Raw genomic sequence first — 24,386 nt, 5'->3', positions numbered from 1 at the left:
ACATGCAGGTTTTGAGTTCATTGCGTTCGGCGAAGAACCGCCATCCGGATTGCAAGGTCGTACGCCGTAAAGGCCGTATCTATGTGATTTGTAAAACTAACCCACGCTTCAAAGCGGTACAGGGACGTAAGAAAAAGCGCTAAGTAAAGCAGTGCCATCTGTCTGTCGCAAAGCCCCGTTGCTGCTCAACGGGGCTTTTTTTATGGAGAAAGCTGAAACACCAAAAATGCCCTGCCTGACAGACAGGGCGAATGCGTTATTTCATGCTGCCGAGTAGAGTATCGACATTGTGCTTAAATGCCTGCTCGTAAGTGGCTGCTGGACCATTAGCTTTGGATAAGGCTTCCGGATACAGTTCCCCCCCTGCCTTGGCACCGGTGGCGGCGGCAATTTGCTTCACCAGGCGCGGATCGGTTTGGTTCTCAATAAAGTAGGCATTAACCTTCTCCTGCTTGATCTGTTTGATCAGCCCGGCCACGTCGCTGGCACTCGCCTCAGCCTCGGTAGAGAAGCCGACCGGGGCAAGGAAGGTGACGCCATATTCTTGGCCAAAGTAGCCAAAAGCATCGTGACTGGTCAGCACCTTGCGTTTTTGCTGCGGCACTGCGGCAAACTGCGTTTTGGCCCACAGATCCAACTTCTGCAGCTGCTGGATATATTCCGCGCCGCGCTGACGGAAATAGTTGGCATCCTCAGGGTCAGCGGCAATCAGCGCGTTCATCACGTTGGTGGCGTACTGCACGCCATTCTTCATGCTGTTCCAGGCATGAGGATCGGTGACCTCTTTGCCGTCTTCATTCATCTGACGTGAGTTGATCCCCTGCGATGCGGTAATCACCTGCCCTTTGTAACCCGAGGCACTGACCAGGCGATCGATCCACCCTTCCAGGCCCAGGCCACTGACGAACACCACGTCAGCCTGCGACAATAGCTTGCTGTCTTTCGGTGAAGGTTCGAAGCTGTGCGGGTCGCCGTCCGGCCCCACCAGCGTAGAGACATTGACATGTTCTCCCCCCACCTGCTTGACGATGTCGCCGAGGATAGAAAAACTGGCGACAGCGTCAACCGTCTTCGCCATAGCCAATGGGCTGGACAGCAGAGCAGCGACTGCCAGCGATATAGGTAAACGTTTCATACTTTCTCCTTGCACTTGGCACTTCTCAACGGCGCGCCAGGGAATAAATCCCCCCACGCGTCCCAAACAAAATTGACCCAAAGAAAATCACGCTGGCACTGAGCACGATCGCCGGCCCTGCAGGCAATGATGCATAGTACGACCATTCCAACCCAATAAGGCTTGAAAGCATGCCGATCCCCATAGCCACCGCCAACGTATGCGGCAAATTACGCGCCCAAAATCGCGCGCTGGCGGCGGGAAGCATCATCAGCCCGACCGACATCAATGTGCCGAGGATCTGGAAACCAGCGACCAGATTGATCACCACCAACGCCAGGAACAATCCATGTATCAGCGCCAGCCAGCGCGGTGCGCTGACGCGTAAAAAGGTGGCATCGAAAGATTCAATCACCAGCGCACGGTACAGTGCGGCCAATGCCAGCAGCGACAAGCTGGCTATCGCCCCCACCATCACAATCGCATGAATATCCACCGCCAGAATCGAACCGAATAACACATGCAGCAAATCAACGCTGGAACCACGCAGCGAGACTAAAGTGACGCCCAGCGCCAGTGACCCCAGGTAAAAACCGGCGAAGCTGGCATCCTCTTTCAGCGGCGTTCGCCGGCTGACCAGCCCGGATAGCATGGCCACCGCCAGCCCGGCAATAAAGCCACCGACGCCCATCGCCACCATCGACATACCGGAAATCAGATAGCCTATCGCTGCACCGGGCAAGACCGCATGGGACAGCGCATCGCCGACCAAACTCATGCGCCGCAACAGCAGAAAAACGCCCAACGGCGCTGCACTGAGCGACAGGGCAAAGCAAGCCACCAGCGCACGACGCATAAAGCCGAACGAGGCAAAAGGATCGACAAGGAGATCAACCAACATCATTGCGTCACCGCCATTCGACACAGCGGCGAGCTGGCAATATTCAACGCTGGAATGTGTTCCAGCACCCGATCTGCCGCCCCCCAGTGGCAACACTGTGGCGTCAATAACAAGGCCTGCGGGAAATGGTTCGCCACCATCGACATATCATGCAGCACCGCGATGACCGTCTTGCCTTGTCGATGCAACTGAGCGATCACTTGCAGCAATAGCCGGATAGTGGCGCTGTCGATACCGGTAAAAGGTTCATCCAGTAAAATCAGCGGCGCCTGCTGAACCAACATTCGAGCAAACAGTACCCGCTGCAGTTGGCCACCGGAAAGCTCACCGACCGGGCTACGGGCCATCGGAGTCATCCCCAGGGTATCCAGCGCCTCGGCTATCTGCAGTGCAGCTCGCTTATTTAGCCCTCGAAACATACCGATCTGCGGCCAACTGCCCATCGCCACCAGATCGCTGACCAGCATTGGGAATTGGCGATCCAACTCGGCCTGCTGCGGTAAATAAGCCATACGCGGTAATTTATTTCCGCTAAAAGACAGGCTCCCACTTTGCAGAGGCAAAAGCCCGGCCAACGTTTTCAACAGTGTTGACTTGCCGGCACCGTTCACTCCGACGACGGCAGTCAAAGAGCCGGTGGTGAAGTGACCGCTGAGCGGCGGAAAAAGCGGGGTACTACCGTAGCCCACGACAGCCTGTTGTAAGGTAATCATGGCAGTGCCGCCGCCCAGTAGATGCCTGCCCAGAGTATCGCCAGCAATAAAATGGCGATGCCACAGCGCAATCGGGCAGAGGCGGTGAACAATGAACTCAAGGACGGTATGGCACCATCTTGCGGTGTGGATGTCAGTTTCATGGCCAGACGGAAGGAAAGTTAAGTGTTACATTATAACATCACAAACATTTCACTGACTCAAGCCCCCACACTACGATTAATGCAACTGAACGTAACAAGGGATGCGTTACTTTCGCTGGCAATTCACCGCTTTGACAACGTCAGCGCTACTCCTTCCGGGATATACCGAGAAATATCAGGGTTATTAATCGATAAACAACGTTGAGATTCTGTAAAAAAAGCCTACTGTTAACGAAAAGTTTACCGACGAATTGATAAAAAAGGAGTAAGATTAATAGATAGGATCGCTATACTGCCAGGCATTAAATGCAAGTCACTCTTCGCTGCGACACAATGACGGAAGCACTTTCTGTTAAAAAACTAAAGAAAGTGATTAACGAAAAAATATCAGAGTTGGCACCAGCATTGACCAGCGGCCTGAGTTTTTATTCGGAAAGCGCGCGTTATGCTGAAGGTTCATTAGAAATACTTGATATTCAGGAATTGAGCAGCAGCCAGTATTCAATGAGTTACCGCTATAAATGGACAATTTTCAATGCCTGTCTGGATATCAGCGCCGAGGAATACATCAGCGACAGCGTCACTTTCAGCCTGGCCGAAGCAGGACTTATCTTTGACCTCATTGATAACTCCCGCCCATCTACCGCAGATGAATTGTAAGTTTACGTAATAACAGCAGGCCAGATGCGAAGAAATGATTTATATTCATTATACGGGAAGTTTATTTTATCATCATCTTTAAGCTACCTCTGTCCATGATGTAAATCAGCTTACTCACAGAGTGTTATCAACACCGAAATTAAGACTTACGGAGGGGATGATATGGATGAGTATTCGCCTAAAAGGCACGATATTGCTCAGCTGAAATTCTTGTGTGAAAACCTGTATGATGAAGGTATCGCCACGCTGGGCGACAGCCATCATGGCTGGGTGAACGATCCGACGTCTTCCGTCAACCTCCAGCTTAATGAGTTGATCGAACATATTGCTTCGTTTGTGATGAGTTATAAAATTAAATACATGGACGAAAGTGATTTATCGGAACTTGTCGAAGAGTATCTCGATGATACCTACACGCTGTTCAGCAGTTACGGTATAAATGATTCCGATCTGCGTCGTTGGCAGAAAACCAAGGCGCGATTATTCAGAATGTTCTCAGGAGAGGACATCTGTACGACAATGAAAACTTAGGGGATAATTATCCCCAAACTATTCTATTCGACGGTTTATAACACCAAAGGTTATCATGACTAAAATTGATTATCTGATGCGTTTACGTAAATGCACCACGATCGAAACACTGGAACGCGTTATTGAAAAAAACAAGTATGAGCTTTCAGATGACGAACTGGAGCTGTTTTACTCTGCAGCCGACCATCGCCTGGCCGAGCTCACCATGAATAAACTCTACGATAAAATCCCTACTGCCGTTTGGAAATTCGTAAGATAATCCAGGCTAAAAACGCGTTGAGCCGATACATTCGTCGGCCTCAATGTTACCTCTATCTTCCTATTTTTCTCATTGACTTACTGCACTTTCATTCGTTGTTGAAAATCTTGTAATAACAATTGGAAACAATCCTCAATTAACGCCGGATGGTTCCGATGCGCACTGCGCATTAACGCCACGGTGCGGCTAAGCATCGGCTGCTGTAGTTGAACCACGGTTAATTCATCATCGTTCAAATGTGTGGTGTAAAGTTGTGGTAAAATAGCCACCGCCAATTTCGAACGCACCAACCCATATAACGTCTCCAAAAAATCCACCTGGAAGCGTGCGGTTAAATTCAGACGATGGCTTTCCGCCAGCGCCAAAACCAAACGACTGATATTCCCCTTGGAGAAAACCGCGATATCTCGTCGGGTTAATTGACGCCATGGCAGATGATGAGATTCAGCCAGCGGATCGTCACGGCGCATAACCACCACGAACGGATCCTCCTGCAACGGATATATCTCCAGCGATTCCGGCACCGAACTGTCGAGCGCGCCAATGCCAAAATCGATCAACCCGTTCTCCAATTGCAATAACAATGAGTCATTGGTTTGATCGTGAAATTCTATCCGCAAACGCGGAAAATTTGCCGCCAGCAATTGCGGCACGGCCGGAAACAACAGCCCGCTGACCGAAGGCACCAGCCCGATACGTACAGTACCATCCCCGCCTGCCAGCATGATGCGCTGCATATCATCAAAAGCCGCCTGCGCCACATTCAGCAGTCGTTCGGCATGCGGCAAGATAGCTGCACCCTGTTCAGTCAGCGTCACTGCTGAAGCGGTACGGTTCACCAGCTTGCCACCCAGCACCGTCTCTATCTGCCGTAATGCGCTACTCAATGCCGGTTGGCTGATCGCCAGACGGTTCGCGGTATCGGTAAAATGCCGTAGCTGCGCCAGGGTGACGAAATATTGGATCTGCTTTAGAGAAAGCGCGGGTAATCGGCGCCAGGGTTCAGACATGTCAGCTTTCCGTCCGCTAAAAAGTAAACGTTTGCGACAGCATAAACGTTTCTTATCAGGCGATAAATTAAATCATCTGTGCAAAGCCAGTCCGCCGCCCTAGAGTAACAACCCTGTCATCATGCCGGGTAATTACCATGACCACTCATTGCATCAGCACGGGCGAACGCCAACGTGCGGTGAAGGCCGCATTGGGCCAACTTCCCTTTGATTTGCTGCTGACCAACGCCGCGTTAATTGACATGGCAACCGGCGAAGTCCGTAACGTCGACGTCGGCATCGTCGGCGCACTGATCGCCAGCGTCCATCCCTGCGGCACCCTGACCGAAGCCTTGCAGACGCAGGACTTGGCCGGTGCTTATCTGAGCCCAGGACTGATCGACACCCACGTACATGTTGAAAGCTCACACCTGCCGCCAGAACGCTATGCCGAGATTGTCGTCGCCCAAGGCACCACCACCATTTTCTGGGATCCGCACGAGTTGGCCAACGTGCTCGGCGTTGCCGGTGTGCGTTATGCGGTAGACGCCAGCCGCGGCCTGCCACTCAGGGTGATCTGCGCAGCCCCTTCAAGCGTCCCCTCCACTCCGGGGCTGGAAATGTCCGGTGCCGATTTTGCCGGCCAGGAAATGGAAACCATGCTGGCGTGGCCAGAAGTCGGCGGCGTCGCCGAGGTCATGGACATGCACGGCGTGTTGAATGGCAGCGAGCGCATGCTGGAAATTCTCAATGCCGGGCTCAATAGCGGCAAATTGATCGAAGGCCATGCGCGCGGGCTGAGCGGCGCCGACCTGCAGGCCTATCTGGCGGCGGGAGTCACCTCCGACCATGAGCTGACCTCCGGAGCCGATGCGCTGGAGAAATTACGCGCCGGTCTGACGCTGGAAATCAGAGGTTCCCACCCTTATCTGCTGCCGGAGATTGTCGCGGCGCTGAAAACGCTGCCGCACCTGTCCTCACAAATCACCGTCTGCACCGATGATGTCCCGCCAGATATGCTGCTGGAAAAAGGCGGCATAGTAGCGTTACTCAATATGTTGATCGAACAAGGCCTGCCGGCGACCGACGTGCTGCGGATGGCCACGCTCAATGCCGCCATTCGTTTGCAGCGCAACGATCTCGGGCTGATTGCCGCAGGCCGCGTTGCCGATCTGGTGGTGTTTGATTCGCTGACTCAGCTTAGAGCGCAACAGGTCTACGTCGCAGGTAAATTGACGGCACAGCAAGGCAAGATGCAAAAGCCGCTCAAGGCCAACCCTAACGTGGCGGCACCGCGTGACACCCTGCGGCTGCAACCTTTGGCTGCCGGGGACTTTGTGTTGAAGGTTCCGGCGATCCGTCACGGCAAAGCCACACTGCGCCATATAAAGGGCGCGCGTTTTACCCAGTGGAACGAAACCACGGTCGAAGTGCGTAACGGTGAAGTGCAGATCCCGCAAGGCTTTAGCCTGATCTGGGTGCAGCACCGCCATGGCCGCCATCAGGCCACACCACAACTGGCATTGCTGGAGGGCTGGGGTGAGTTGCGGGGTGCCATTGCCACCAGCTACTCACATGACTCACATAATCTGGTAGTGCTGGGTCGTGATGCCGCCGATATGGCGCTGGCCGCCAACGCCCTGATTGCCAGTGGCGGCGGCATGGCCCTGAGTCAAAACGGGGAAATTCTGGCGCAGGTGGCAATGCCGATTGCCGGTATGCTCTCTGACTTGCCCGCCGCAGAGCTGGCACAACAGTTCAAAAACCTGCGCGATTTGAGCGCACGAATCGCCGACTGGGAGCCGCCTTACCGGGTTTTCAAGGCGATTGAAGGCACCTGCCTGGCTTGTAACGCCGGGCCGCACCTGACCGATCTCGGCCTGACCGACGGCTCAACACGTCAGATTGTCGATCCGCTGATCGCCTGCTGGGAAACCCCGGCCTAAAAATAATCATAATAACAATATGTACCCTATGGATTTCAAGTTGCGGCTTAAAATACGACGGGTAACGACGGAGAGAATTTAAATGGCTGAAAATTCAGTACCTGCTCCAACACCAGGGGGCTGGCTGCAACGGCGTTTTCAACTGCATGCGCGGCAAAGTAATGTCAAAACCGAATGTCTGGCCGGTATCACCGGTTTTCTGGCGGCCGCTTATCTGTTGGTGGTGATCCCAGGGTTGTTAGCCGTCGGCGGCATGGATAAGGGGGCGGCCACTACCGGCACCATTCTGGTGTTTGTGCTGGGTAGCTTGCTGATGGCGTTATACGGCAACCTGCCGTTTATCGTCGGACCGGGCATCGGCGGCTCGGTGTTGGTCGGCGTAACTCTTGCGGGCAGTGAAGGTATCAGTTGGCAGATTGGCCTGGGTATCGCCTGCTGGTCCGGTATTTTGTTTTTCGCCCTGACGCGGCTCGGGCTACGTGAGGTCGTTACCCGTTCGGTACCGCAATCGATCAAGCTGGGGCTGACGGCCTCTATCGGGCTGTTCGTGGCAATACTGGGGTTCCGCAATGCCGGGCTGGTGCTGGCCAATGCAAAATCCAACGCGTTGATGCTGGGTGACTTCACCGCGCCCGGTGCATTGATCGCCCTATGCGGCCTGTTCCTGGCGATCGCCCTGCAGGCCCGACGTATTCCCGGTGCTATTTTGTGGGCCATCCTGTTCGCTACTCTGGTCGGCATCCCGTTCGGCGTCACCCATCTGCCAACCAGCCTGGTGGCGATGCCGCATTCATTGGCCCCGGTGCTTGGCCATGTTGATCTGATAGGTGCATTGAATATCGCCTTCCTGCCCTATTTGTTCGTCTTTTTCGCCTCGGAGTTTTTCTCCACCATGGGCACCACGCTGGCCGTAGGCGGTGAAGCCGGCCTGCTGGACGAACACGGCAATATGCCGCACATCAACCGGCCCTTTATGGTGGACTCTATCGCAGCCGCGCTTGGCCCTATAGTCGGTATTCCTGCCGCCACCGCCCTGATTGAATCCTCTGCGGCGGCAGAAGCCGGTGGAAAAACCGGGCTAACCGCCTTGGCCGCTGCGGTGATGTTTTTGCTGATGCTGCTGTTCACACCGATTGCGCTGATGATCCCGAAAGAAGCCACCGCCCCGGCGCTGATTTTGATCGGTCTGAATATGTTCAGCGGACTACGCAAAGTTGATTTGGCCAACTTCACCGACGGCCTGCCGGTACTGATGATGGTAATGATCACCCTGATCGCCAACAGCTTTGGTACCGGTATCGCTGGTGGATTGCTGTTTTATATCATTATCAAGGTGATTGCCGGTAAGTGGCGCGAAGTACCCGCCGGGTTGTATCTGTTGGCGATCCCACTGGCGTACTATTTTGCCACGCTGGTCAGGCACTGATCTAAAAGTGGTGCACTGATATTCTGTCAGCGCACCACTTTAATAACTCGAGTACAGAAATATATTCTCTGTCGCCCTGTAAAATAGACCACACAGGGAGATAACCGATATAAAAACACTTCTTTTACGAAAAATCCCATCAACCACTCCAAATAATACATAAACCCATAAAAACGTAAAATCAGATCAACAAAAATAATAACCATTTGATTTTAAATGATTACATTACAAAACCAAAACCGACCAAACTAAAACCCCATTCCTGATATAAAAACCAACGCTATTTTGCCTAAGCACAACACTTTGTTTATTTAAACTTGCCGAATCTCAATCATCTATTACATTTAATACTTGAGTTACAAATCGTTACAAGGGAAATCACTGTTACTCATCATTCTCCATCTAACAACCAACGGGGATCCTAATGAAATTAACACCAATCATGAGAGGGCTGGCGTTAGCGGGAATGCTATCCGGCTTTGCTATTTCATCCTGGGCAGAAGTTGCGCCGAAAGAAGCAGCCTCCGCAACCAAACAAGCCAATGATGCGCTGTACGATCAGCTCCCCTTCTCAGATAACACCGATTTTGCCAACGCGCATAAAGGTTTCATAGCTGCCTTGCCCACCGAAATTATCAAAGGTGAAAAAGGCAATGTCATCTGGAATCCCCAACAGTATGCCTTCATCAAGGAAGGCGAAAAATCACCGGATACCGTGAACCCAAGCCTGTGGCGCCAGTCGCAGTTGATTAACATCAGCGGCCTGTTTGAGGTCACGGATGGTGTTTACCAGATCCGTAACCTGGATCTCTCCAATATGACCATCATTGAGGGGAAAGAAGGCGTTACCGTGGTTGACCCTTTGGTTTCGGCAGAGACCGCCAAAGTGGGTATGGATCTCTATTATAAAAATCGAGGTAAAAAGCCCGTTGTCGCTATTATCTACACTCATAGCCACGTAGACCATTATGGTGGCGTGCGAGGTGTAGTCGATGAAGCCGATGTCAAATCTGGCAAAGTGAAGGTTTATGCCCCCGCCGGCTTTATGGAGGCCGCCGTGGCAGAAAACATCATGGCGGGTAACGTCATGAGCCGCCGCGCCAGCTATATGTACGGCAATCTGTTGAAACCGGATGCCAAAGGCCAGGTGGGTGCGGGGTTGGGCACCACCACTTCGGCGGGTACTGTCACCCTGATTGCCCCAACCCACATCATAGAGAAAGATGGCCAAAAAGAGGTCATCGACGGCCTTACCTATGATTTCATGCTGGCGCCAGGCTCTGAAGCACCATCAGAAATGCTGTGGTTTATCGAAGAGAAGAAACTCATCGAAGCGGCAGAAGATGTGACCCATACGCTGCACAATACCTATTCGCTGCGTGGCGCAAAAATCCGCGAACCCCTCCCTTGGTCAAAATATATTAACGAAGCGATAGTTCGCTGGGGTGACAAAGCGGAAATCATTATGGCTCAGCACCACTGGCCAACCTGGGGTAACGAGAACGTCGTTAACCTGCTCAAGAGCCAGCGCGATCTTTACCGTTATATTAATGACCAGACCCTTCGCATGGCGAATGAGGGTCTGACCCGTGATGAAATAGCAGCGAAGTTCAAACTACCGGACAGCCTGGCGAAAACCTGGGCCAACCGGGGTTATTACGGTTCGGTGAGCCATGATGTTAAAGCGACTTATGTGCTCTATCTGGGCTGGTTTGATGGCAATCCGGCCACGCTGGATGAACTGCCACCGGAAGAAGCCGCGAAGAAATTCGTCGATTACATGGGCGGTGCCGATGCGATCCTCAAGAAAGCCAAAACCGACTTTGATCAGGGCAACTATCGTTGGGTCGCTCAGGTTGTCAGTAAAATAGTCTTTGCCGATCCGAATAATCAGGACGCGCGTAATCTTGAAGCTGACGCCCTGGAACAGCTGGGCTATCAGGCTGAATCTGGCCCATGGCGTAACTTCTACCTCACCGGCGCTCAGGAACTGCGTAACGGCGTGGTGAAAGGGCCAACCCCGAATACCGCCAGCCCGGATACCGTTCGAGCGATGACGCCGGAAATGTTCTTTGACTTCCTGGCGGTGCATATCAACGGAGAAAAGGCCGGCAAGGCCAAAGCCGTGTTTAACATTGATCTTGGTAGCGATGGCGGCAAGTACAAGCTGGAACTGGAAAACGGCGTGCTAAACCACACCGCCAACGCCGAAGCCAAAGATGCCGATGCCACCTTCACCCTTAACCGCGACACATTGAATAAAATCATTCTCAAGGAGGAAACGCTAAAACAGGCGGAAGATAAGGGAGAAGTGAAGGTAACGGGGAACGGGGCGAAAATGGACGAAATGTTAGGCTACATGGATAACTTTGAATTCTGGTTCAACATTGTAACTCCGTAACACCCATACCCTGCGGCTTTCTACGTCGCAGGGTAAATCCGAACATATCGGAAATCCGCACGCCGCATTGCCATGCTCCCGCCCTGCTTTGGTATCCAGAGATTTTCCAGCAGTTCATCACCCGTTTCTGGAGCCCTACTTTTCTAGGTTGATTTTTACTTTATTGAGCGCTGAAAGAGTACTTGAGGGGATGGTAAGAAAAAGCAATGAAAGGCAGAAATTGGTGGAGGCCCTGCCAGCTACATCCCGGCACACACGTCACCTGCTACGGCTGCTTCCTTCCGGATCTGACCGAGTTCACAAGTTAGTGTTGCGGGAGAACCAACAGGGCCCCCATTGACGGCTTCTGTACTCTGAAGCGGTGGGCATTATCGGTGATGACCAGCCAAATAGCAAGCCAACCGGGGCCAACCGCTGTTTTCTTACCCACCTCGACTGTGGCACACTTTCACCCTTGGTTTTTGCCGCAGCAGGAAAACAGAAATGGAGCCAGAAGATGCCTCATTCAGCCAACGCGTGTTCCACGTGATAGCCGCTATTCCCTATGGCAAGGTCACGACCTATGGCGAAGTGGCGCGGCTGGCCGGTTCACCACGCGCCGCACGTCAGGTCGGCGGCGTATTAAGGCGCCTGCCAGAAGGTAGCAGCCTGCCCTGGCATCGGGTGATTAACCGGCACGGCCAAATTTCACAGCAGGGAGAGGACTTCCAGCGCCAGCGACAGGCGTTGCTTGCGGAGGGGATTATCTTCGGCACGCACAGCACGGTGGATCTGCTGGTTTACGGCTGGCGCTGGTAATAAACAAAACAGCCTTTGGCCGAAGCGCAAAGGCTGTTGAAGGTTTACTCTTTCAGTGCTGCCAGCTTACGGCATGGTTGCCGGGGCTGCCTGAACCGCAACGCCCTGCACCGGGACCATTACCAGGTCAGCACGGGTGCCGTTACGGTTTACCACTTCCTGGATCGTATCGGTAATAAAGGTCATCTGCCCATTTACCGTAATTGCCGCACTCAGGATGATGCGTGCATTAGGCTGAATATCGGCCGGGTTGTACGGCAGGACAAAATTAAACGGTGCCTGTTTACCCTCGGTGCGAACCGCACGCTGGGCAATGACTTTAGACGGAGCATCCGCCAGCGAGGCATCAGAGAGCGTGACGGTCAGTACTGCATCCGGCGGCAGCGCAATGCGCTGGCGAATGTTAACCGAGCCAGTCACCGCTGGGCCCTGAATCTGATTTTGCGCAATCGCCGGGTTTCCCGTTGTTGGTACAGGCACATTCGCACTCTTTTGGGCACAGCCCGCCAGGGTGAGGGTCAATGCAGCTGCTCCACCTACGATTTGCCAGAGTTTCATGGATCGCTCTCCTTTTTTATTATCAACATGTTGGTGGCTTTCACCACCGCACCTATTAAACTTAGCACAAAACACTGAAAAATCCATTTAGTCCTGCCTATTAATCACTTAGCCCTCTAATAATGCTCAGCATTCAGTCAATTTTCTCTGTGCCATAACGCAATATATTGACGTCTTGCCGTGATATTCCGCACACTGCGCAAAATGATTATTAAAAGGGTAGTAACTTTATGAGCCAGGCACTGCAAAACCTCCTCGATCTGCTGGATCTGGAGAAAATTGAAGAAGGGCTGTTCCGCGGCCAAAGTGAAGATCTGGGATTACGCCAGGTCTTCGGCGGCCAGGTGGTGGGTCAGGCGCTGTATGCCGCCAAGCAATCGGTGCCGGCTGAACGCAGCGTTCACTCGTTCCACAGCTATTTCCTGCGTCCGGGCGACAGCAGTAAGCCAATCATTTATGACGTGGAAATTCTGCGCGACGGCAACAGCTTCAGCGCCCGTCGCGTCAGTGCCATTCAGCACGGTAAACCGATTTTCTACATGACCGCCTCTTTCCAAAGTCCTGAAGAAGGCTTTGAACACCAGAACACCATGCCGGACGTGCCGCCGCCAGAAGGGCTGATGTCTGAGTCAGACATTGCCCAAAAACTGTCGCATATGCTGCCGGACAAGGTGCGTGAGAAGTTTATCGGCCAGAAACCGATTGAGATGCGTCCGGTCAAATTCCACAATCCGCTGAAAGGCAGTGTGGAAGAACCGCACCGCTACGTATGGTTCCGCGCCAACGGCACCATGCCGGACGATCTGCGCATCCATCAGTACCTGCTGGGTTATGCGTCTGACTTCAACTTCCTGCCGACGGCGCTGCAGCCGCACGGCGTCGGTTTCCTGGAGCCGGGCATGCAGGTGGCAACCATCGATCACTCAATGTGGTTCCACCGCCCATTCCGCCTGGATGACTGGCTGCTGTACGTGGTGGAAAGCACGTCCGCCTCCGGCGCCCGTGGATTTGTACGCGGTCAATTCTATACCCGTGACGGCGTATTGGTTGCCACCACGGTGCAGGAAGGCGTGATCCGCCAGCGCGAAGCCTGATAAACGCTGGCCAAAGAAAAAGGGCGATGGTGACATCGCCCTTTTTGCATCATCATTATTTTTCGAGTTATTTTAGCGCACTGCCCTTCTTCAAGGCTTATTGGTTATAGGCACTCTCGCCATGGCTGTTGACGTCCAGACCTTCGCGTTCCTGCTCTTCCGGTACGCGCAGCCCGACGATGGCCCCTGCCACTTTAAAGGCGATAAAGGCAGCAACACCAGACCACACCAGCGTAATCACTACGCTCAACAACTGGATCCACACCTGATGGCCCATGGTGACGCCCTCGGCGTACCCAGTGCCGCCCAACGAGGCCGAGGTGAATACCCCAGTCAGCAGGCAACCGACGATACCGCACACGCCATGCACACCGAACACGTCGCAGGTATCATCTACCTTCAGCCATTTCTTCAGCGTGACCACGCCCCACAGACCGGCGATACCGCCAATCAGGCCGATAATCAGCGCCCCGCCAATACCCACGGTGCCTGCAGCCGGCGTGATGGCAACCAGCCCGGCGATCATGCCGGAACAGGCGCCCAACAGGGAAGGCTTGCCACGAACAATCCACTCGGCAAAGGTCCAGGAGAGGATCGCGCCGGCAGTCGCCACCACGGTATTCAGGAACGCCAGGGCCGCAATGCCGTTAGCCGCGCTGGCAGAACCGGCGTTAAAGCCGAACCAGCCGATATACAGGATGGAAGCCCCGGTAAACACCATGGGCAGGTTGTGCGGTTTGAAAGCTTCCTTACCGAAACCGGCACGCTTGCCCAGCAGGTAAGCGCCAACCAGACCGGCACTCGCTGCGTTGATGTGCACAACGGTACCGCCGGCAAAGTCCAACGCGCCATCAGCGGCCAGGAAGCCGCCGCCCCACACCATGTGGGCAATCGGCAGGTAAGAAATGGTGAACCAGATGGCTGCGAAGATCACCACCGCAGAGAAGCGGATACGCTCGGCAAAGCCGCCCACCACCAGCGCAACGGTAATACAGGCGAACGAACACTGGAACGCCACGTGGATCATCTGGCTAAAGGTCCCGGTGACGCTGTCGATGCCAATGCCTTTGAGCATCGCCGTCTGGAAACCGCCGAAGAAGGCGTTACCTTCGCTGAAAGCCAGGCTGTAGCCATAAAGCACCCACAGCACACAGACCAAGGCAAAGGTAACGGTGACCTGGGTCAACATGGAGAGCACGTTTTTGGAACGCAGCAAACCGCCGTAAAACAGAGCGACACCCGGCAGGGTCATGAACAGCACCAAAGCGGTGCAAATCATCATGAAGGCGTTATCCGCCTTGTCTGCGACCGCCGGAGCGGCCAGTGCCAAAGAAGGAACCATGGTTACCGTACTCAGGCCCAACATGGATAAAAGTTTTTTCATTATCAATCCATCCCCATTACTTTACTGAGCCAGTGATTACAGTGCTGCTTCGTCTGTTTCGCCGGTGCGAATGCGAATGACACGTTGCAATTCGGCAACGAAAATTTTGCCATCACCGATTTTGCCGGTGTAGGCCGCTTTACTGATAACATCGACCACTTCGTCTAACTGATCGTCGGCGATAGCGATGTCGATTTTTACCTTAGGTAAGAAGTTGACGCTGTATTCGGCTCCACGATAGAGCTCAGCATGCCCCTTCTGGCGACCAAAGCCTTTTACTTCGCTTACGGTCAGCCCCTGAATACCCACAGAGGATAGGGCTTCACGCACGTCCTCCAGCTTGAATGGTTTAATCACCACGGTCACCAGCTTCATATTGCCCCTCCACGAATTAAGCCCAAACTCACCCCTGGTACGAGTCTTATAAAGCAAAGGCTATGCCATAAATGGATTGGTACGCTAATTCAGCAAATTAACCGACCAGGCTGGGGCGTAACGCAACGCCGCTAGCCAATGGCAGGCTATCGCACAGGGAATTGATTAAATATTGCGCACTATTTTGGTGCGTGACGCGTCGAAAAAGTGCAGAGAAAGGGATTTAAAACGCAGCGATGCCTGTTTATGGTGCGTGGCGGGAAAAGAAAGAGGCCGCTCAAGCGGCCTCATAGATCATGCAGTTTGTGTTTCTTCGCGGTTGGCGGCTGCCAGCTCTTCACCCACCAGTTGTAGCTGATACATCTGGTAGTAACGCCCCTGCTGCGCCAGCAGTTGCTGATGGTTACCCTGCTCGACCGCCTGACCACGGTGCAACACCAGAATCGAATCAGCATCAACAATGGTCGACAAACGGTGAGCGATCACTACCAGCGTGGTGTGCTCGCGGATCAAACTCAGCGCCCGCTGAATAGCTTGTTCCGTACCCGAGTCAATGTTGGCGGTGGCTTCGTCGAGGATCAGGATCTTCGGTGCCTGTACCAGTACCCTGGCCATCGCCAATAGCTGCTTCTGACCCACCGACAGGTTATTACCCTGCTCGCCCAGCCGGGTGTGAATGCCTTCAGGGAAAGAGCGAACCAACTCAGCCAGTTGCACCCTTTCCAATGCCTGCCAGACCGCCTCTTCACTGATATTGCGCCCCAGAGTGACGTTGGCCAGTACCGATTCGGCAATCACCACCGGATCCTGCTGCACCATAGCGATGCCCTGCCGCAGGGTAGCGTGTGAAAGGCTGGACAGAGGCCGTCCGTCGAGACGCACTCCCCCCTGATCGACCGGGTAATAGCCCATCAGCAGATTGGCCAGCGTGCTCTTGCCGCTGCCGGTATGGCCGACCAGCGCCACAAAGCCGCGTGAAGGCACCGACAGCGAAATATGCTGCAGCACCTTTTTGTCATCACGGTAGGAAAAACTCAGGTCGTCAATATCAATACGGCCGCTCTCCAGCGGACGAGCATCCGTCCCGTAGCTCTGCTGGCGGCGATCCATCAGTTCGAAAATACGCTCACCGGCCACCACCGCCTGCTGCAAAATCGACTGTTGCGACGTCAACTCAATCAACGGCTCATTCAAACGCCCCAGATAGTTGATAAAGGCATACAGCACACCGACGCCGATCGCCCCTTCGCCGCTGAAACCGAACAGCATCAGCAGGCCGCACAACACCAGCGCCGAAAACAGGCTGAGCAGCGGACGTAGCAGGAAACCGTCCAACCGCAGCGTTTGCATACGCGCGGTATAGTGGGAACGGCTGGCAGCGCTCATGCGCTCGCCGAAGCGGATCTGCTGGCGGAACTGCTGGATCACGCCCATGCCGTTAATCACTTCGTTAAAACCGTCGTTGATGTCGGCCAGATAGCTACGCACCCGGCGTACAATAGGGATGCTGTAGTATTGGTAAATGCCCATCACCACGAATACCGCCGGGAAGATGCAGATCGCCACCAGCGCCATGCGCCAGTCGAGGCTGAACATCGCCACCAGCATAGCGCCAATCAGCGCAGCGCTTTTCAGCACCGTAGACACCACCATCACGTACAGATCTTTGATCACCTCGGTGTCATTGGTCACCCGGGAGATCAACTGCCCAACCGGCTGAGTATCAAAAGCGCTCAGCGGCTGGCGTAATGCGGCATCCATCACGTCCGTTCGCAGACGTTGAACCACCCCGACCGCCGCCTGATTGAACAGCAACGCCTGGAAATAGTGTAGCGCCGCCGCCAACAGCTCCAGCAGGATATAGGCCGCCGCCAGCCCGCAGACGATGGTCAGCGGCAACTGCCCTTTGGCAACATAGTTATCGATAAAGTAGCTGACCAGGATCGGCCCGGCGACTTCCGCCGCCGCCGCGACCCACAGCATCAACACCGCCAGCCCCAGCGGTTTGCGGTACGGCGATCCATAAGCCAGCAACCGTTTCAGCGTCGGCCACAGCTTTTGCATCTTATTCATTGGCTAGTATCTCCTCGCCGCTTTCCGGTGCCTCGTCCAGCGCCGCTTCCAGTTGCTGATAGCGGTACATATCGCGATACCAGCCCGGTTGGGCCGCCAGTGACGCATGTTCACCACGCTGAGCCACGCCGCCGTGCTGGATCACCAAAATCTCGCTGGCTTCGGTCAATGCCGAAAGCCGGTGCGCGCTGATAATCACCGTGCGGTTTTGCCCCCAACTGCGCAGGTTATGCAGGATCTGGTGTTCGGTACGGCCATCCACCGCCGACAGCGCGTCGTCGAGGATCAGGATTTCCGCGTCCAGCAACAGGGCGCGTGCGATGGAAATACGCTGTTTCTGACCACCGGAAAGCATCACGCCACGCTCACCCACCTCGGTTTCATAGCCTTGCGGCAGGCGCAAAATATCCTCGTGCACGCTGGCCAGGCGGGCCGCACGCTCAATCTGTTCCTGCGTCGCCCCTGGGTTGCCGAGCGCGATGTTGTTTGCCACGCTGTCTGAGAATAAGAACGGTGTCTGGCTGACTACGGACAACCGCGAACGCCAGTCGTCGAGTTTCACCTGGGTCAGCGGCAGCCCCTGATAGCTGATCTGGCCGTCATCAACATCAAATTGGCGCTGGATCAGTGACAGCAGCGTCGATTTACCGGCACCGGTCGGGCCGCACAGGCCGAGCATTTGCCCCGGCTCCAGCTTCAGCACCACATCATGCAGCGCCGGGTGGGTATTGCCCGGATAGTGAAATGCGCGAATGTCGATTGCCAGATTGCCACGCCCTGCCGGCAAGGCTTGATCGCCATCCGTCACTGCCGGCGCTTCATCCAGCAGGCTGCGGATACGGCTATAGGCCGCGCTGCCGCGTTCAACGATGTTGAACATCCAGGCCAGCGCCAACATTGGCCAAATCATCAGGCCGAGGTACATCACAAAGCTGGTCAGTTGGCCCAGTGTCAGAGTACCGTTCACCACCATCCAGCTGCCGCCGCCGATAGCCAGCAGATTGGCGGTACCGATAGCGATATAAATCGTCGGGTCGAAACGGGCATCCACCCGCGCTACGTGCATGTTTTTGGCACCGGTCTGGGCGGCCACTTCGGCAAACTGATTGGACTGATGATCTTCCAGCCCGAACGCCTTGATCATGCGGATACTGGTCATGCTTTCCTGCGCCTGATCGTTGAGGCTGGAGAACGCCGCCTGCGCCGATTTAAAACGCTGGTGTAACTGGTCGCCGTAGTACTTGATGACGATCGCCATGATCGGCATGGGGATCAGCGACAGCAGGGTCAGCTGCCAGCTAATTTGGGTACTCATCACCACCAGCACCGCTAATCCCATCACCAGCGAATCCACCAGCGTCAGCACCCCTTCACCGGCGGCGAAAACCACCCGGTCGACATCATTGGTGGCGCGCGCCATCAGATCGCCGGTACGGTGGCGCAGATAGAAGGCCGGATTCTGACGGCTAAGCTGGCGGTAGAAGTTTTCACGCAGCTCCACGGCTAGCTGATAGGATGCGCCAAACAGCAGAACCCGCCACACATAGCGCAGCAGGTAGACCACCACGGCAGTGCCGAGCATCAGCCCCAGCCACGCCATTAATACGCCGCCGGACATCTGTTTTTCGGTGACGCCATCCACAATGATCCCCACCAGCTTGGGCGGCAACAGTTGCAGTATGGCAATGATGATCAGCAGCACCACCGCCCCGAGGTAGCGGCGCCACTCGCGGCGGAAATACCAGCCGATTTGAGCAAATAGTCTCACGCAGTTTTATTCCAGGATGTAATGGTTTTTTCTCTCGTTCTGCCTCAGCAGAGTAGGATACCACCGTTACTTTGCCAATTTGGTGAACTTTTCACTCAGGAACCGGCAGTGCGGTGGTGTATTTGATTTTTTCCATCGCGAAGCTGGAAGTGACGTCGATCAGCCCCGGTACGCCGTTCACCAGGCGCTTGTAAAAGCTGTCGTAACTCTTCATATCCGCCACTTCCACCTGCATCAGGTAATCGTACTCTCCCGCCATGCGATAGAAGGCCAGCACCTCCGGCATCTGCTTGGTCAGTTGCACGAACTGTTGATACCACTCGCTGCTGTGCTGCTGAGTTTTGATCAGCACAAATGCCGTCAGGCCCAGGCCGAGCTTTTCGTTATCCAGCAGCGCGACTCGCCCACGGATATAACCTTCTTCTTCCAGCCGCTTGAGCCTTTTCCAGCAGGGTGTTGACGTCAGATTGACCGCGTCGGCCAACACCTGCAGCGGTTGCGTACAGTCCTGCTGCAGCATGCACAGTAATTTACGGTCTGTTTTATCTAACATATCGTCAACCAGGAGAATAATTTTCTCTCATTAGGCGATTAAACAGGAAAAATGGCAATCCTTTTTTCCTCGCGGCAGGCTATATTATGCAACAAACAAGCCCCCTATTCTGAGGCCAGATGATGACAAATTCTTGGGTAAAATATGCTATCGGTGAAATAGAAGCGGATTTTCAACGCTCCGCCGATACTCACCTGATCCGCCTGAACCTGCCGGAATTTCCCGGCATCTGCCTGTACCTGAAAGATGAAAGCACTCACCCGACCGGCAGCCTGAAGCACCGTCTGGCACGTTCACTATTTTTGTATGGTCTGTGTAACGGCTGGATCACCGAAAACACCACGATTATCGAGGCCTCATCCGGCAGTACCGCGGTATCCGAAGCTTACTTTGCCCGGCTGATTGGCCTGCCGTTTATTGCCGTCATGCCTTCCTGTACCGCACGCCGCAAGGTTGAGCAGATCGCGTTCTACGGCGGTCGCTGTCACTTCGTCGACCATGCGGCGCAAATTTATGCCGTCTCCGAGCAGTTGGCGAAAGAGCTGAACGGCCACTATATGGATCAGTTCACCTACGCTGAACGGGCCACCGACTGGCGCGGCAACAACAACATCGCCGACAGCATCTTCCGCCAGATGGAACGCGAACCTTTCCCGGTACCCAAGCATATCGTAATGAGCGCCGGTACCGGTGGCACCTCTGCGACCCTGGGCCGCTATATCCGCTATCAGGGGCACGACACCCGCCTGACGGTGGTCGATCCGGAAAATTCGGTGTTCTATGATTGCTTCCACCAACATGACCGCACCCTTATCGGCAGTTGCGGCAGCCGTATCGAGGGCATTGGCCGCCCACGCGCCGAGCCATCCTTTATTCCGTCGGTGGTCGACAGCATGATCCGCGTGCCGGATGCCGCCAGCGTCGCCACTATCCACTGGCTGGAAACGGTGCTCGGACGCAAGGTAGGGGCCTCCACCGGCACCAACGTGTGGGGTGCGCTGCAGTTGGCGAAGCAAATGCGGGAAAACGGCGAGCAGGGTTCGATTGTGACTCTGCTGTGCGACAGCGGTGAGCGCTATCTGGACACCTATTACAACCCGGAATGGGTCAGAAACAATATCGGTGATCTGACGCCTTATCTGGCGCAGTTGGCAGATTTGTAATCAGCAGGTTTAGACGAAAAAAAGCCGGGTAAGTCATACCCGGCCGGCTGCCAATAAAGCCTCATAATTCGGGGGAATAGGTGAGGTAAGGTGAACGCAGCCAATGTTGCAAATAGTGGGCCACCGCCTGCTGTTCGCAGTGGCCGATAACCTGTAGCTGTGGCAATAGCGACTTCAATTGTGGCAGAGCATTGCCCATCACCACCCCGTGCCCTACCGTCGCCAGCATTTCCTTGTCGTTCATCGCATCACCAAACGCCATACAGTCCGCCATCTTCAGCCCCAGATGGCGGCTCAGCATATCCAGCGCCGAGCCCTTGTTGCAGCCCAGTGGCAAGACCTCCAGGCATTCATAGGCCGAGAAACAGAGATCAACCCGCGCAGCAAAGTGCCGGCGCAGCTGCACCTGAAGTTTCAGCAGTTCCTCATGCGGCCCGGCAAAACAAACCTTGCTGTTGCCGAACGCAGGTAAACGCCGCAGTTCGGTAAGTTGATAATGGAAACCGCTCAGGTGGTGGGCCTGCAACATTTCCTCCGGCACCGCAAACTCGGTCATCCAGCCTTCATCACGGAACACGTGCATGCTGGCGTCGGTATGCCAGTGAGTATGCAGCACCTCTTCGGCAATATCGGCCGGCAAATCGGTAGCCTGCAGTTGCTGCCCCCGGTCGTCATAGACCCGCGTACCGTTGCCGGTAATCAGATAACCCTGCAGGCCCAGCTGCGCCATGATCGGCTGTGCATCAAGGTAGTGGCGCCCGGTGGCGAAAGTCACCACCATTTCCCGTTCAACAAGTTGCTTTAGCACCGCCAGAGTCTCCGGCCCGACCCGGTGATCCGGTGTCAACAAAGTGCCATCCATATCAAAAGCCGCCAGGCGATACATAAAAACCTCGTGAATGTGAACGCGATTACAGTCCATGCAGTATGGGATGGTATTTACGGAAGTAATAGTGAACAATTCTGGAAAACTGTTCCGGATTTCCCATCATGCGCCTGACCCACCGCCTCAGCCAGTATCAACGCCTGTACCAGCAGCTCGGCGGCACGCCGGTCGCCATTACCGTTGGCGAGCTGGCGGCAATGTTCTATTGCAGCGAACGCCATGCCCGCACGCTGGTGCAACAACTGCAGGATCAGGGCTGGCTGAGCTGGCAGTCACAGCCCGGGCGCGGTAAACGTGCGCACCTGCACTGCCTGAAAACGCCGGATGAACTACGTGCAGCCCATCTGCAAAGGTTGCTGAAGGAAGGCGATCATCAGGGAGCGCTGGAAATGGCGCAGTTGGATCCGCAACATTTGCAGGAGCTGCTCAGCCCCCATCTTGGGGGGCAATGGCAAGCCGGCAGCCCAACGCTGCGTATCCCCTACTACCGCACGCTCGAATCGCTGGATCCGCTGACCCTGACCGGGCGCGCCGAACAGCATTTGGTCGCCACCCTGCATGCCGGCCTGACTCGCTTTAATACCGGTAACTCCGAGCCGCAATCAGATCTGGCCCATCATTGGCAAATCAGCCATGACGGCCTGCGCTGGCAGTTCTTTCTGCGCAGCCAATTGCGCTGGCACAACGGTGAGCCGCTGACCGGCCAGCAACTGCTGCAAACGCTGGAAAAACTGCAGCACCATCCTCGCAGTCAACCGAGCCTGGCCAACGTTGCCGCTATCAGCCTTCCCCATGCGCTGTGCCTGCAGTTTGATTTACAGTGTCCGGACTACTGGCTGGCGCACCGGCTGGCGGAGTTGCCTTGTCTGCTGACCCATCCGGAGGCTTCGGGCATGGGAGCCGGCCCGTTTAAGCTGACGCTGAACCAACCGCACCTGGTCCGGCTGGAGCAACACCCGTTTTACCATTTGCAACATCCTTTTCTTGAGAGCATCGAGTATTGGATCACACCCGAGTTGAACACCGGTGAGGCTTATACCAGTTGCCAGCATCCGGTACGCATTACCCTCGGTCAGCAGGAAGAGATGGCATTAGCGCGGCCGGTACAGCGCAGCATGAGTCTGGGTTGGTGCTATCTGGCGGTAAATTTGAAGCACGGCGTGCTCAGCGAGGCTCAGGGAAAAAAACTGCTGATGCTGATCCAGCAATCCGGCCTGTTGGCCAATCTGCCGGTGCCCAACAGCGTCATCACCCCTAGTAGTGAGATGCTGCCCGGCTGGGCAATTCCACAACATCAGGCCGCTGAGGATATTGCCCTGCCCGCTAAATTGACGCTGTTGTATCGGCCCCCGGTGGAACTGGAGACGGTCACGGTGGCCTTGCAGCAACTGTTGGCGCAACACGGCTGCGAGCTGGAGTTGCGCTACTACGCAGGTAAACGCTGGCAAAGCGCCGAACAAATCGAACAGGCCGACCTGCTGCTGGCGGATAATCTGATTGGAGAGTCACCGGAGGCCACGCTGGAAAGCTGGCTACGGCAAGATACGCTGTGGCGCGGTATCCTGCCCGACGCTCGCTGGCAGCACCAGCAACAAACGCTGCAACAGATCCAGCAGCTCCCGGCGCAGCAAACGCGTTACCAGCAATTGAAAGACTATTATCAGCAGCTTATGGCGGCGGCGATCATCACTCCGCTGTTTCACTATCAGTATCAAATCAGCGCGCCGCCGCGCATTCATGGCGTCACCCTGACGGCCCACGGTTGGTTCGATTTCTGTCAGGCCTGGCTGCCACCGCCGGTAGAAAATACCACGCCTCCATCAACCGACTGAATTTGCCCGGCCCAGCGGTATGCCATCATTTCTGCTACCATTGCTGCCGCAACGCATTTTTATCTTACCGCCCGAATGTGTATCGGGTAGGGTCTCAGCAATAAATTGAGGTTATTTTATGAAGCGCGCGGTTGTCGTTTTCAGCGGTGGACAAGACTCCACGACCTGCTTGATTCAGGCATTGAAACAGTATGATGAAGTTCATTGCGTCACCTTCGACTACGGCCAGCGTCATCGCGCCGAAATTGAGGTGGCTCAGGAACTGTCAGTGGCCCTGGGGGCCAAGGCGCATAAGCTGTTGGACGTAGGCCTGCTCAATGAGCTGGCGATCAGCAGCCTGACCCGTGACAACATTCCGGTTCCCGCCTACGACAGCACGCAGAGCAATGGGTTACCGAGCACCTTTGTGCCGGGGCGCAACATTCTGTTCCTGACGCTGGCGGCGATTTATGCCTATCAGGTCGAAGCTGAAGCGGTGATCACCGGCGTGTGTGAAACCGACTTCTCCGGCTACCCAGACTGTCGCGACGAGTTTGTCAAAGCGCTGAACCAGGCAATAGTTCTGGGCATCGCCCGCGATATCCGCTTTGAAACGCCGTTGATGTGGCTGAACAAGGCAGAAACCTGGGCACTGGCAGATTACTACCATCAGCTGGAGCTGGTGCAGCAGGACACTCTGACCTGCTACAACGGTATCAAAGGCAATGGCTGCGGTGAATGTGCGGCCTGTCATCTGCGCGCCAACGGCCTGCAGCAGTACCAAATCAACAAGGCCGAAGTGATGGCGAGCCTGAAGCAAAAGACCGGGCTGGTCTGATT

The 24,386-nt window shown here is 55.0% G+C and carries 23 protein-coding genes and 1 other RNA gene; 12 read left to right on the top strand and 12 right to left on the bottom strand.

Annotation, left to right across the window (positions count from 1 at the left end):
* Positions 1-2: 2 nt before the first annotated feature.
* Positions 3-143 (top strand): type B 50S ribosomal protein L36, encoded by a 141-nt coding sequence (gene ykgO / locus M2406_RS16270; protein ID WP_012005563.1) that lies wholly within the window; start codon positions 3-5, stop codon positions 141-143.
* Between the two features lie 113 nt (positions 144-256).
* On the opposite strand, the gene M2406_RS16265 is transcribed toward ykgO, so the two are convergent.
* From M2406_RS16265 to M2406_RS16255, 3 genes are read right to left on the bottom strand one after another with little or no spacing between them, the layout of a single operon-like run.
* Positions 257-1,135, bottom strand: coding sequence for a metal ABC transporter substrate-binding protein (locus tag M2406_RS16265; RefSeq protein ID WP_012005562.1), 879 nt, complete (start codon positions 1,133-1,135; stop codon positions 257-259).
* 25 nt (positions 1,136-1,160) lie between these two features.
* The gene (locus M2406_RS16260) at positions 1,161-2,018 is read right to left on the bottom strand and encodes a metal ABC transporter permease (protein ID WP_012005561.1); all 858 of its coding nucleotides are present in this window, start codon (positions 2,016-2,018) and stop codon (positions 1,161-1,163) included.
* Positions 2,015-2,728 (bottom strand): metal ABC transporter ATP-binding protein, encoded by a 714-nt coding sequence (locus tag M2406_RS16255; RefSeq protein ID WP_259190660.1) that lies wholly within the window; start codon positions 2,726-2,728, stop codon positions 2,015-2,017. The genes M2406_RS16260 and M2406_RS16255 overlap by 4 nt, the downstream gene beginning before the upstream one ends.
* A 476-nt stretch (positions 2,729-3,204) precedes the next feature.
* On the opposite strand from M2406_RS16255, the gene M2406_RS16250 reads away from it, so the two are divergent.
* From M2406_RS16250 to M2406_RS16240, 3 genes are all read left to right on the top strand, one after another.
* Entirely contained in the window at positions 3,205-3,531 is a 327-nt protein-coding gene (locus tag M2406_RS16250) for a hypothetical protein (RefSeq protein WP_049767909.1), read from the top strand.
* Positions 3,532-3,693: 162 nt separating this feature from the next.
* Positions 3,694-4,062, top strand: coding sequence for an Hha toxicity modulator TomB (gene tomB / locus M2406_RS16245; RefSeq protein WP_004940312.1), 369 nt, complete (start codon positions 3,694-3,696; stop codon positions 4,060-4,062).
* Between the two features lie 55 nt (positions 4,063-4,117).
* Entirely contained in the window at positions 4,118-4,321 is a 204-nt protein-coding gene (locus M2406_RS16240) for an HHA domain-containing protein (protein WP_012005558.1), read from the top strand.
* 77 nt (positions 4,322-4,398) lie between these two features.
* Here the strand turns inward: M2406_RS16240 and M2406_RS16235 are convergent, their stop codons facing one another.
* A complete protein-coding gene (locus tag M2406_RS16235; protein ID WP_012005557.1) occupies positions 4,399-5,331 on the bottom strand; it encodes a LysR family transcriptional regulator in 933 nt (310 codons plus the stop codon).
* 137 nt (positions 5,332-5,468) lie between these two features.
* On the opposite strand from M2406_RS16235, the gene M2406_RS16230 reads away from it, so the two are divergent.
* From M2406_RS16230 to M2406_RS16220, 3 genes are all read left to right on the top strand, one after another.
* A complete protein-coding gene (locus tag M2406_RS16230) occupies positions 5,469-7,256 on the top strand; it encodes an adenine deaminase (RefSeq protein ID WP_115183130.1) in 1,788 nt (595 codons plus the stop codon).
* 82 nt (positions 7,257-7,338) lie between these two features.
* The gene (locus M2406_RS16225; RefSeq protein ID WP_259190625.1) at positions 7,339-8,682 is read left to right on the top strand and encodes an NCS2 family permease; all 1,344 of its coding nucleotides are present in this window, start codon (positions 7,339-7,341) and stop codon (positions 8,680-8,682) included.
* Between the two features lie 424 nt (positions 8,683-9,106).
* The gene (locus M2406_RS16220) at positions 9,107-11,083 is read left to right on the top strand and encodes an alkyl/aryl-sulfatase (RefSeq protein WP_012005554.1); all 1,977 of its coding nucleotides are present in this window, start codon (positions 9,107-9,109) and stop codon (positions 11,081-11,083) included.
* A gap of 230 nt (positions 11,084-11,313) precedes the next feature.
* On the opposite strand, the gene ffs is transcribed toward M2406_RS16220, so the two are convergent.
* Positions 11,314-11,410, bottom strand: an RNA gene (gene ffs / locus M2406_RS16215) — signal recognition particle sRNA small type.
* 156 nt (positions 11,411-11,566) lie between these two features.
* Between ffs and M2406_RS16210 the strand changes: the two genes are divergently transcribed.
* Positions 11,567-11,881: an MGMT family protein gene (locus tag M2406_RS16210; RefSeq protein WP_017891845.1), complete on the top strand. Its 315-nt coding sequence runs from the start codon at positions 11,567-11,569 to the stop codon at positions 11,879-11,881.
* A gap of 66 nt (positions 11,882-11,947) precedes the next feature.
* On the opposite strand, the gene M2406_RS16205 is transcribed toward M2406_RS16210, so the two are convergent.
* The gene (locus M2406_RS16205) at positions 11,948-12,439 is read right to left on the bottom strand and encodes a YbaY family lipoprotein (protein ID WP_259190624.1); all 492 of its coding nucleotides are present in this window, start codon (positions 12,437-12,439) and stop codon (positions 11,948-11,950) included.
* A gap of 230 nt (positions 12,440-12,669) precedes the next feature.
* Here M2406_RS16205 and tesB point away from each other — a divergent pair, with 230 nt between their 5' ends.
* Entirely contained in the window at positions 12,670-13,533 is an 864-nt protein-coding gene (gene tesB / locus M2406_RS16200) for an acyl-CoA thioesterase II (protein ID WP_259190623.1), read from the top strand.
* 97 nt (positions 13,534-13,630) lie between these two features.
* On the opposite strand, the gene amtB is transcribed toward tesB, so the two are convergent.
* The 5 genes from amtB to M2406_RS16175 form a co-directional block, all read right to left on the bottom strand.
* Complete coding sequence (gene amtB / locus M2406_RS16195) at positions 13,631-14,917, bottom strand: ammonium transporter AmtB (protein ID WP_012005550.1); 1,287 nt, start codon at positions 14,915-14,917, stop codon at positions 13,631-13,633.
* Between the two features lie 36 nt (positions 14,918-14,953).
* Entirely contained in the window at positions 14,954-15,292 is a 339-nt protein-coding gene (gene glnK, locus M2406_RS16190; protein WP_012005549.1) for a P-II family nitrogen regulator, read from the bottom strand.
* A 294-nt stretch (positions 15,293-15,586) separates the two neighbouring features.
* Positions 15,587-17,365: a SmdB family multidrug efflux ABC transporter permease/ATP-binding protein gene (locus M2406_RS16185; RefSeq protein ID WP_259190622.1), complete on the bottom strand. Its 1,779-nt coding sequence runs from the start codon at positions 17,363-17,365 to the stop codon at positions 15,587-15,589.
* Complete coding sequence (locus M2406_RS16180) at positions 17,358-19,133, bottom strand: SmdA family multidrug ABC transporter permease/ATP-binding protein (protein ID WP_012005547.1); 1,776 nt, start codon at positions 19,131-19,133, stop codon at positions 17,358-17,360. Before M2406_RS16180 ends, M2406_RS16185 begins: the two co-directional genes overlap by 8 nt.
* Positions 19,134-19,224: 91 nt before the next feature.
* Positions 19,225-19,686 carry an Lrp/AsnC family transcriptional regulator gene (locus M2406_RS16175; protein WP_012005546.1) on the bottom strand — a complete coding sequence of 154 codons (462 nt, stop codon included), beginning with the start codon at positions 19,684-19,686 and terminating at the stop codon, positions 19,225-19,227.
* 122 nt (positions 19,687-19,808) lie between these two features.
* Between M2406_RS16175 and M2406_RS16170 the strand changes: the two genes are divergently transcribed.
* Positions 19,809-20,849: a PLP-dependent cysteine synthase family protein gene (locus M2406_RS16170; RefSeq protein WP_115183133.1), complete on the top strand. Its 1,041-nt coding sequence runs from the start codon at positions 19,809-19,811 to the stop codon at positions 20,847-20,849.
* A 61-nt stretch (positions 20,850-20,910) separates the two neighbouring features.
* Here the strand turns inward: M2406_RS16170 and cof are convergent, their stop codons facing one another.
* On the bottom strand, positions 20,911-21,735 hold the full coding sequence (cof, locus tag M2406_RS16165) for an HMP-PP phosphatase (RefSeq protein WP_115183134.1): 825 nt from the start codon (positions 21,733-21,735) through the stop codon (positions 20,911-20,913).
* A 104-nt stretch (positions 21,736-21,839) separates the two neighbouring features.
* On the opposite strand from cof, the gene M2406_RS16160 reads away from it, so the two are divergent.
* Both M2406_RS16160 and queC read left to right on the top strand, forming a co-directional pair.
* Positions 21,840-23,567: an SgrR family transcriptional regulator gene (locus M2406_RS16160; protein WP_259190621.1), complete on the top strand. Its 1,728-nt coding sequence runs from the start codon at positions 21,840-21,842 to the stop codon at positions 23,565-23,567.
* Positions 23,568-23,685: 118 nt separating this feature from the next.
* Positions 23,686-24,384, top strand: a complete 699-nt coding sequence (queC, locus tag M2406_RS16155) for a 7-cyano-7-deazaguanine synthase QueC (protein WP_012005542.1) — start codon at positions 23,686-23,688, stop codon at positions 24,382-24,384.
* Positions 24,385-24,386 lie beyond the last annotated feature (2 nt).

Origin of the sequence: Serratia sp. BIGb0163 (assembly GCF_024809935.1) — a bacterium.
Lineage (GTDB): Bacteria > Pseudomonadota > Gammaproteobacteria > Enterobacterales > Enterobacteriaceae > Serratia > Serratia quinivorans.
Note: the sequence above shows the minus strand (reverse complement) of the source record. Positions and strands in the feature narration are given on the sequence as shown.

Bases quoted from the DNA above. Each gene is read 5' to 3' on its own strand.
- M2406_RS16175 (WP_012005546.1), bottom strand. From the start codon at position 19,686: ATGTTAGATAAAACAGACCGTAAATTACTGTGCATGCTGCAGCAGGAC.
- M2406_RS16170 (WP_115183133.1), top strand. From the start codon at position 19,809: ATGACAAATTCTTGGGTAAAATATGCTATCGGTGAAATAGAAGCGGAT.
- M2406_RS16205 (WP_259190624.1), bottom strand. From the start codon at position 12,439: ATGAAACTCTGGCAAATCGTAGGTGGAGCAGCTGCATTGACCCTCACC.
- M2406_RS16230 (WP_115183130.1), top strand. From the start codon at position 5,469: ATGACCACTCATTGCATCAGCACGGGCGAACGCCAACGTGCGGTGAAG.
- tesB (WP_259190623.1), top strand. From the start codon at position 12,670: ATGAGCCAGGCACTGCAAAACCTCCTCGATCTGCTGGATCTGGAGAAA.
- cof (WP_115183134.1), bottom strand. From the start codon at position 21,735: ATGTATCGCCTGGCGGCTTTTGATATGGATGGCACTTTGTTGACACCG.
- M2406_RS16260 (WP_012005561.1), bottom strand. From the start codon at position 2,018: ATGATGTTGGTTGATCTCCTTGTCGATCCTTTTGCCTCGTTCGGCTTT.
- M2406_RS16185 (WP_259190622.1), bottom strand. From the start codon at position 17,365: ATGAATAAGATGCAAAAGCTGTGGCCGACGCTGAAACGGTTGCTGGCT.
- M2406_RS16240 (WP_012005558.1), top strand. From the start codon at position 4,118: ATGACTAAAATTGATTATCTGATGCGTTTACGTAAATGCACCACGATC.
- queC (WP_012005542.1), top strand. From the start codon at position 23,686: ATGAAGCGCGCGGTTGTCGTTTTCAGCGGTGGACAAGACTCCACGACC.
- M2406_RS16210 (WP_017891845.1), top strand. From the start codon at position 11,567: ATGGAGCCAGAAGATGCCTCATTCAGCCAACGCGTGTTCCACGTGATA.
- M2406_RS16255 (WP_259190660.1), bottom strand. From the start codon at position 2,728: ATGATTACCTTACAACAGGCTGTCGTGGGCTACGGTAGTACCCCGCTT.
- M2406_RS16220 (WP_012005554.1), top strand. From the start codon at position 9,107: ATGAAATTAACACCAATCATGAGAGGGCTGGCGTTAGCGGGAATGCTA.
- amtB (WP_012005550.1), bottom strand. From the start codon at position 14,917: ATGAAAAAACTTTTATCCATGTTGGGCCTGAGTACGGTAACCATGGTT.
- glnK (WP_012005549.1), bottom strand. From the start codon at position 15,292: ATGAAGCTGGTGACCGTGGTGATTAAACCATTCAAGCTGGAGGACGTG.
- M2406_RS16235 (WP_012005557.1), bottom strand. From the start codon at position 5,331: ATGTCTGAACCCTGGCGCCGATTACCCGCGCTTTCTCTAAAGCAGATC.
- M2406_RS16160 (WP_259190621.1), top strand. From the start codon at position 21,840: ATGCGCCTGACCCACCGCCTCAGCCAGTATCAACGCCTGTACCAGCAG.
- ykgO (WP_012005563.1), top strand. From the start codon at position 3: ATGCAGGTTTTGAGTTCATTGCGTTCGGCGAAGAACCGCCATCCGGAT.
- tomB (WP_004940312.1), top strand. From the start codon at position 3,694: ATGGATGAGTATTCGCCTAAAAGGCACGATATTGCTCAGCTGAAATTC.
- M2406_RS16225 (WP_259190625.1), top strand. From the start codon at position 7,339: ATGGCTGAAAATTCAGTACCTGCTCCAACACCAGGGGGCTGGCTGCAA.
- M2406_RS16265 (WP_012005562.1), bottom strand. From the start codon at position 1,135: ATGAAACGTTTACCTATATCGCTGGCAGTCGCTGCTCTGCTGTCCAGC.
- M2406_RS16250 (WP_049767909.1), top strand. From the start codon at position 3,205: ATGACGGAAGCACTTTCTGTTAAAAAACTAAAGAAAGTGATTAACGAA.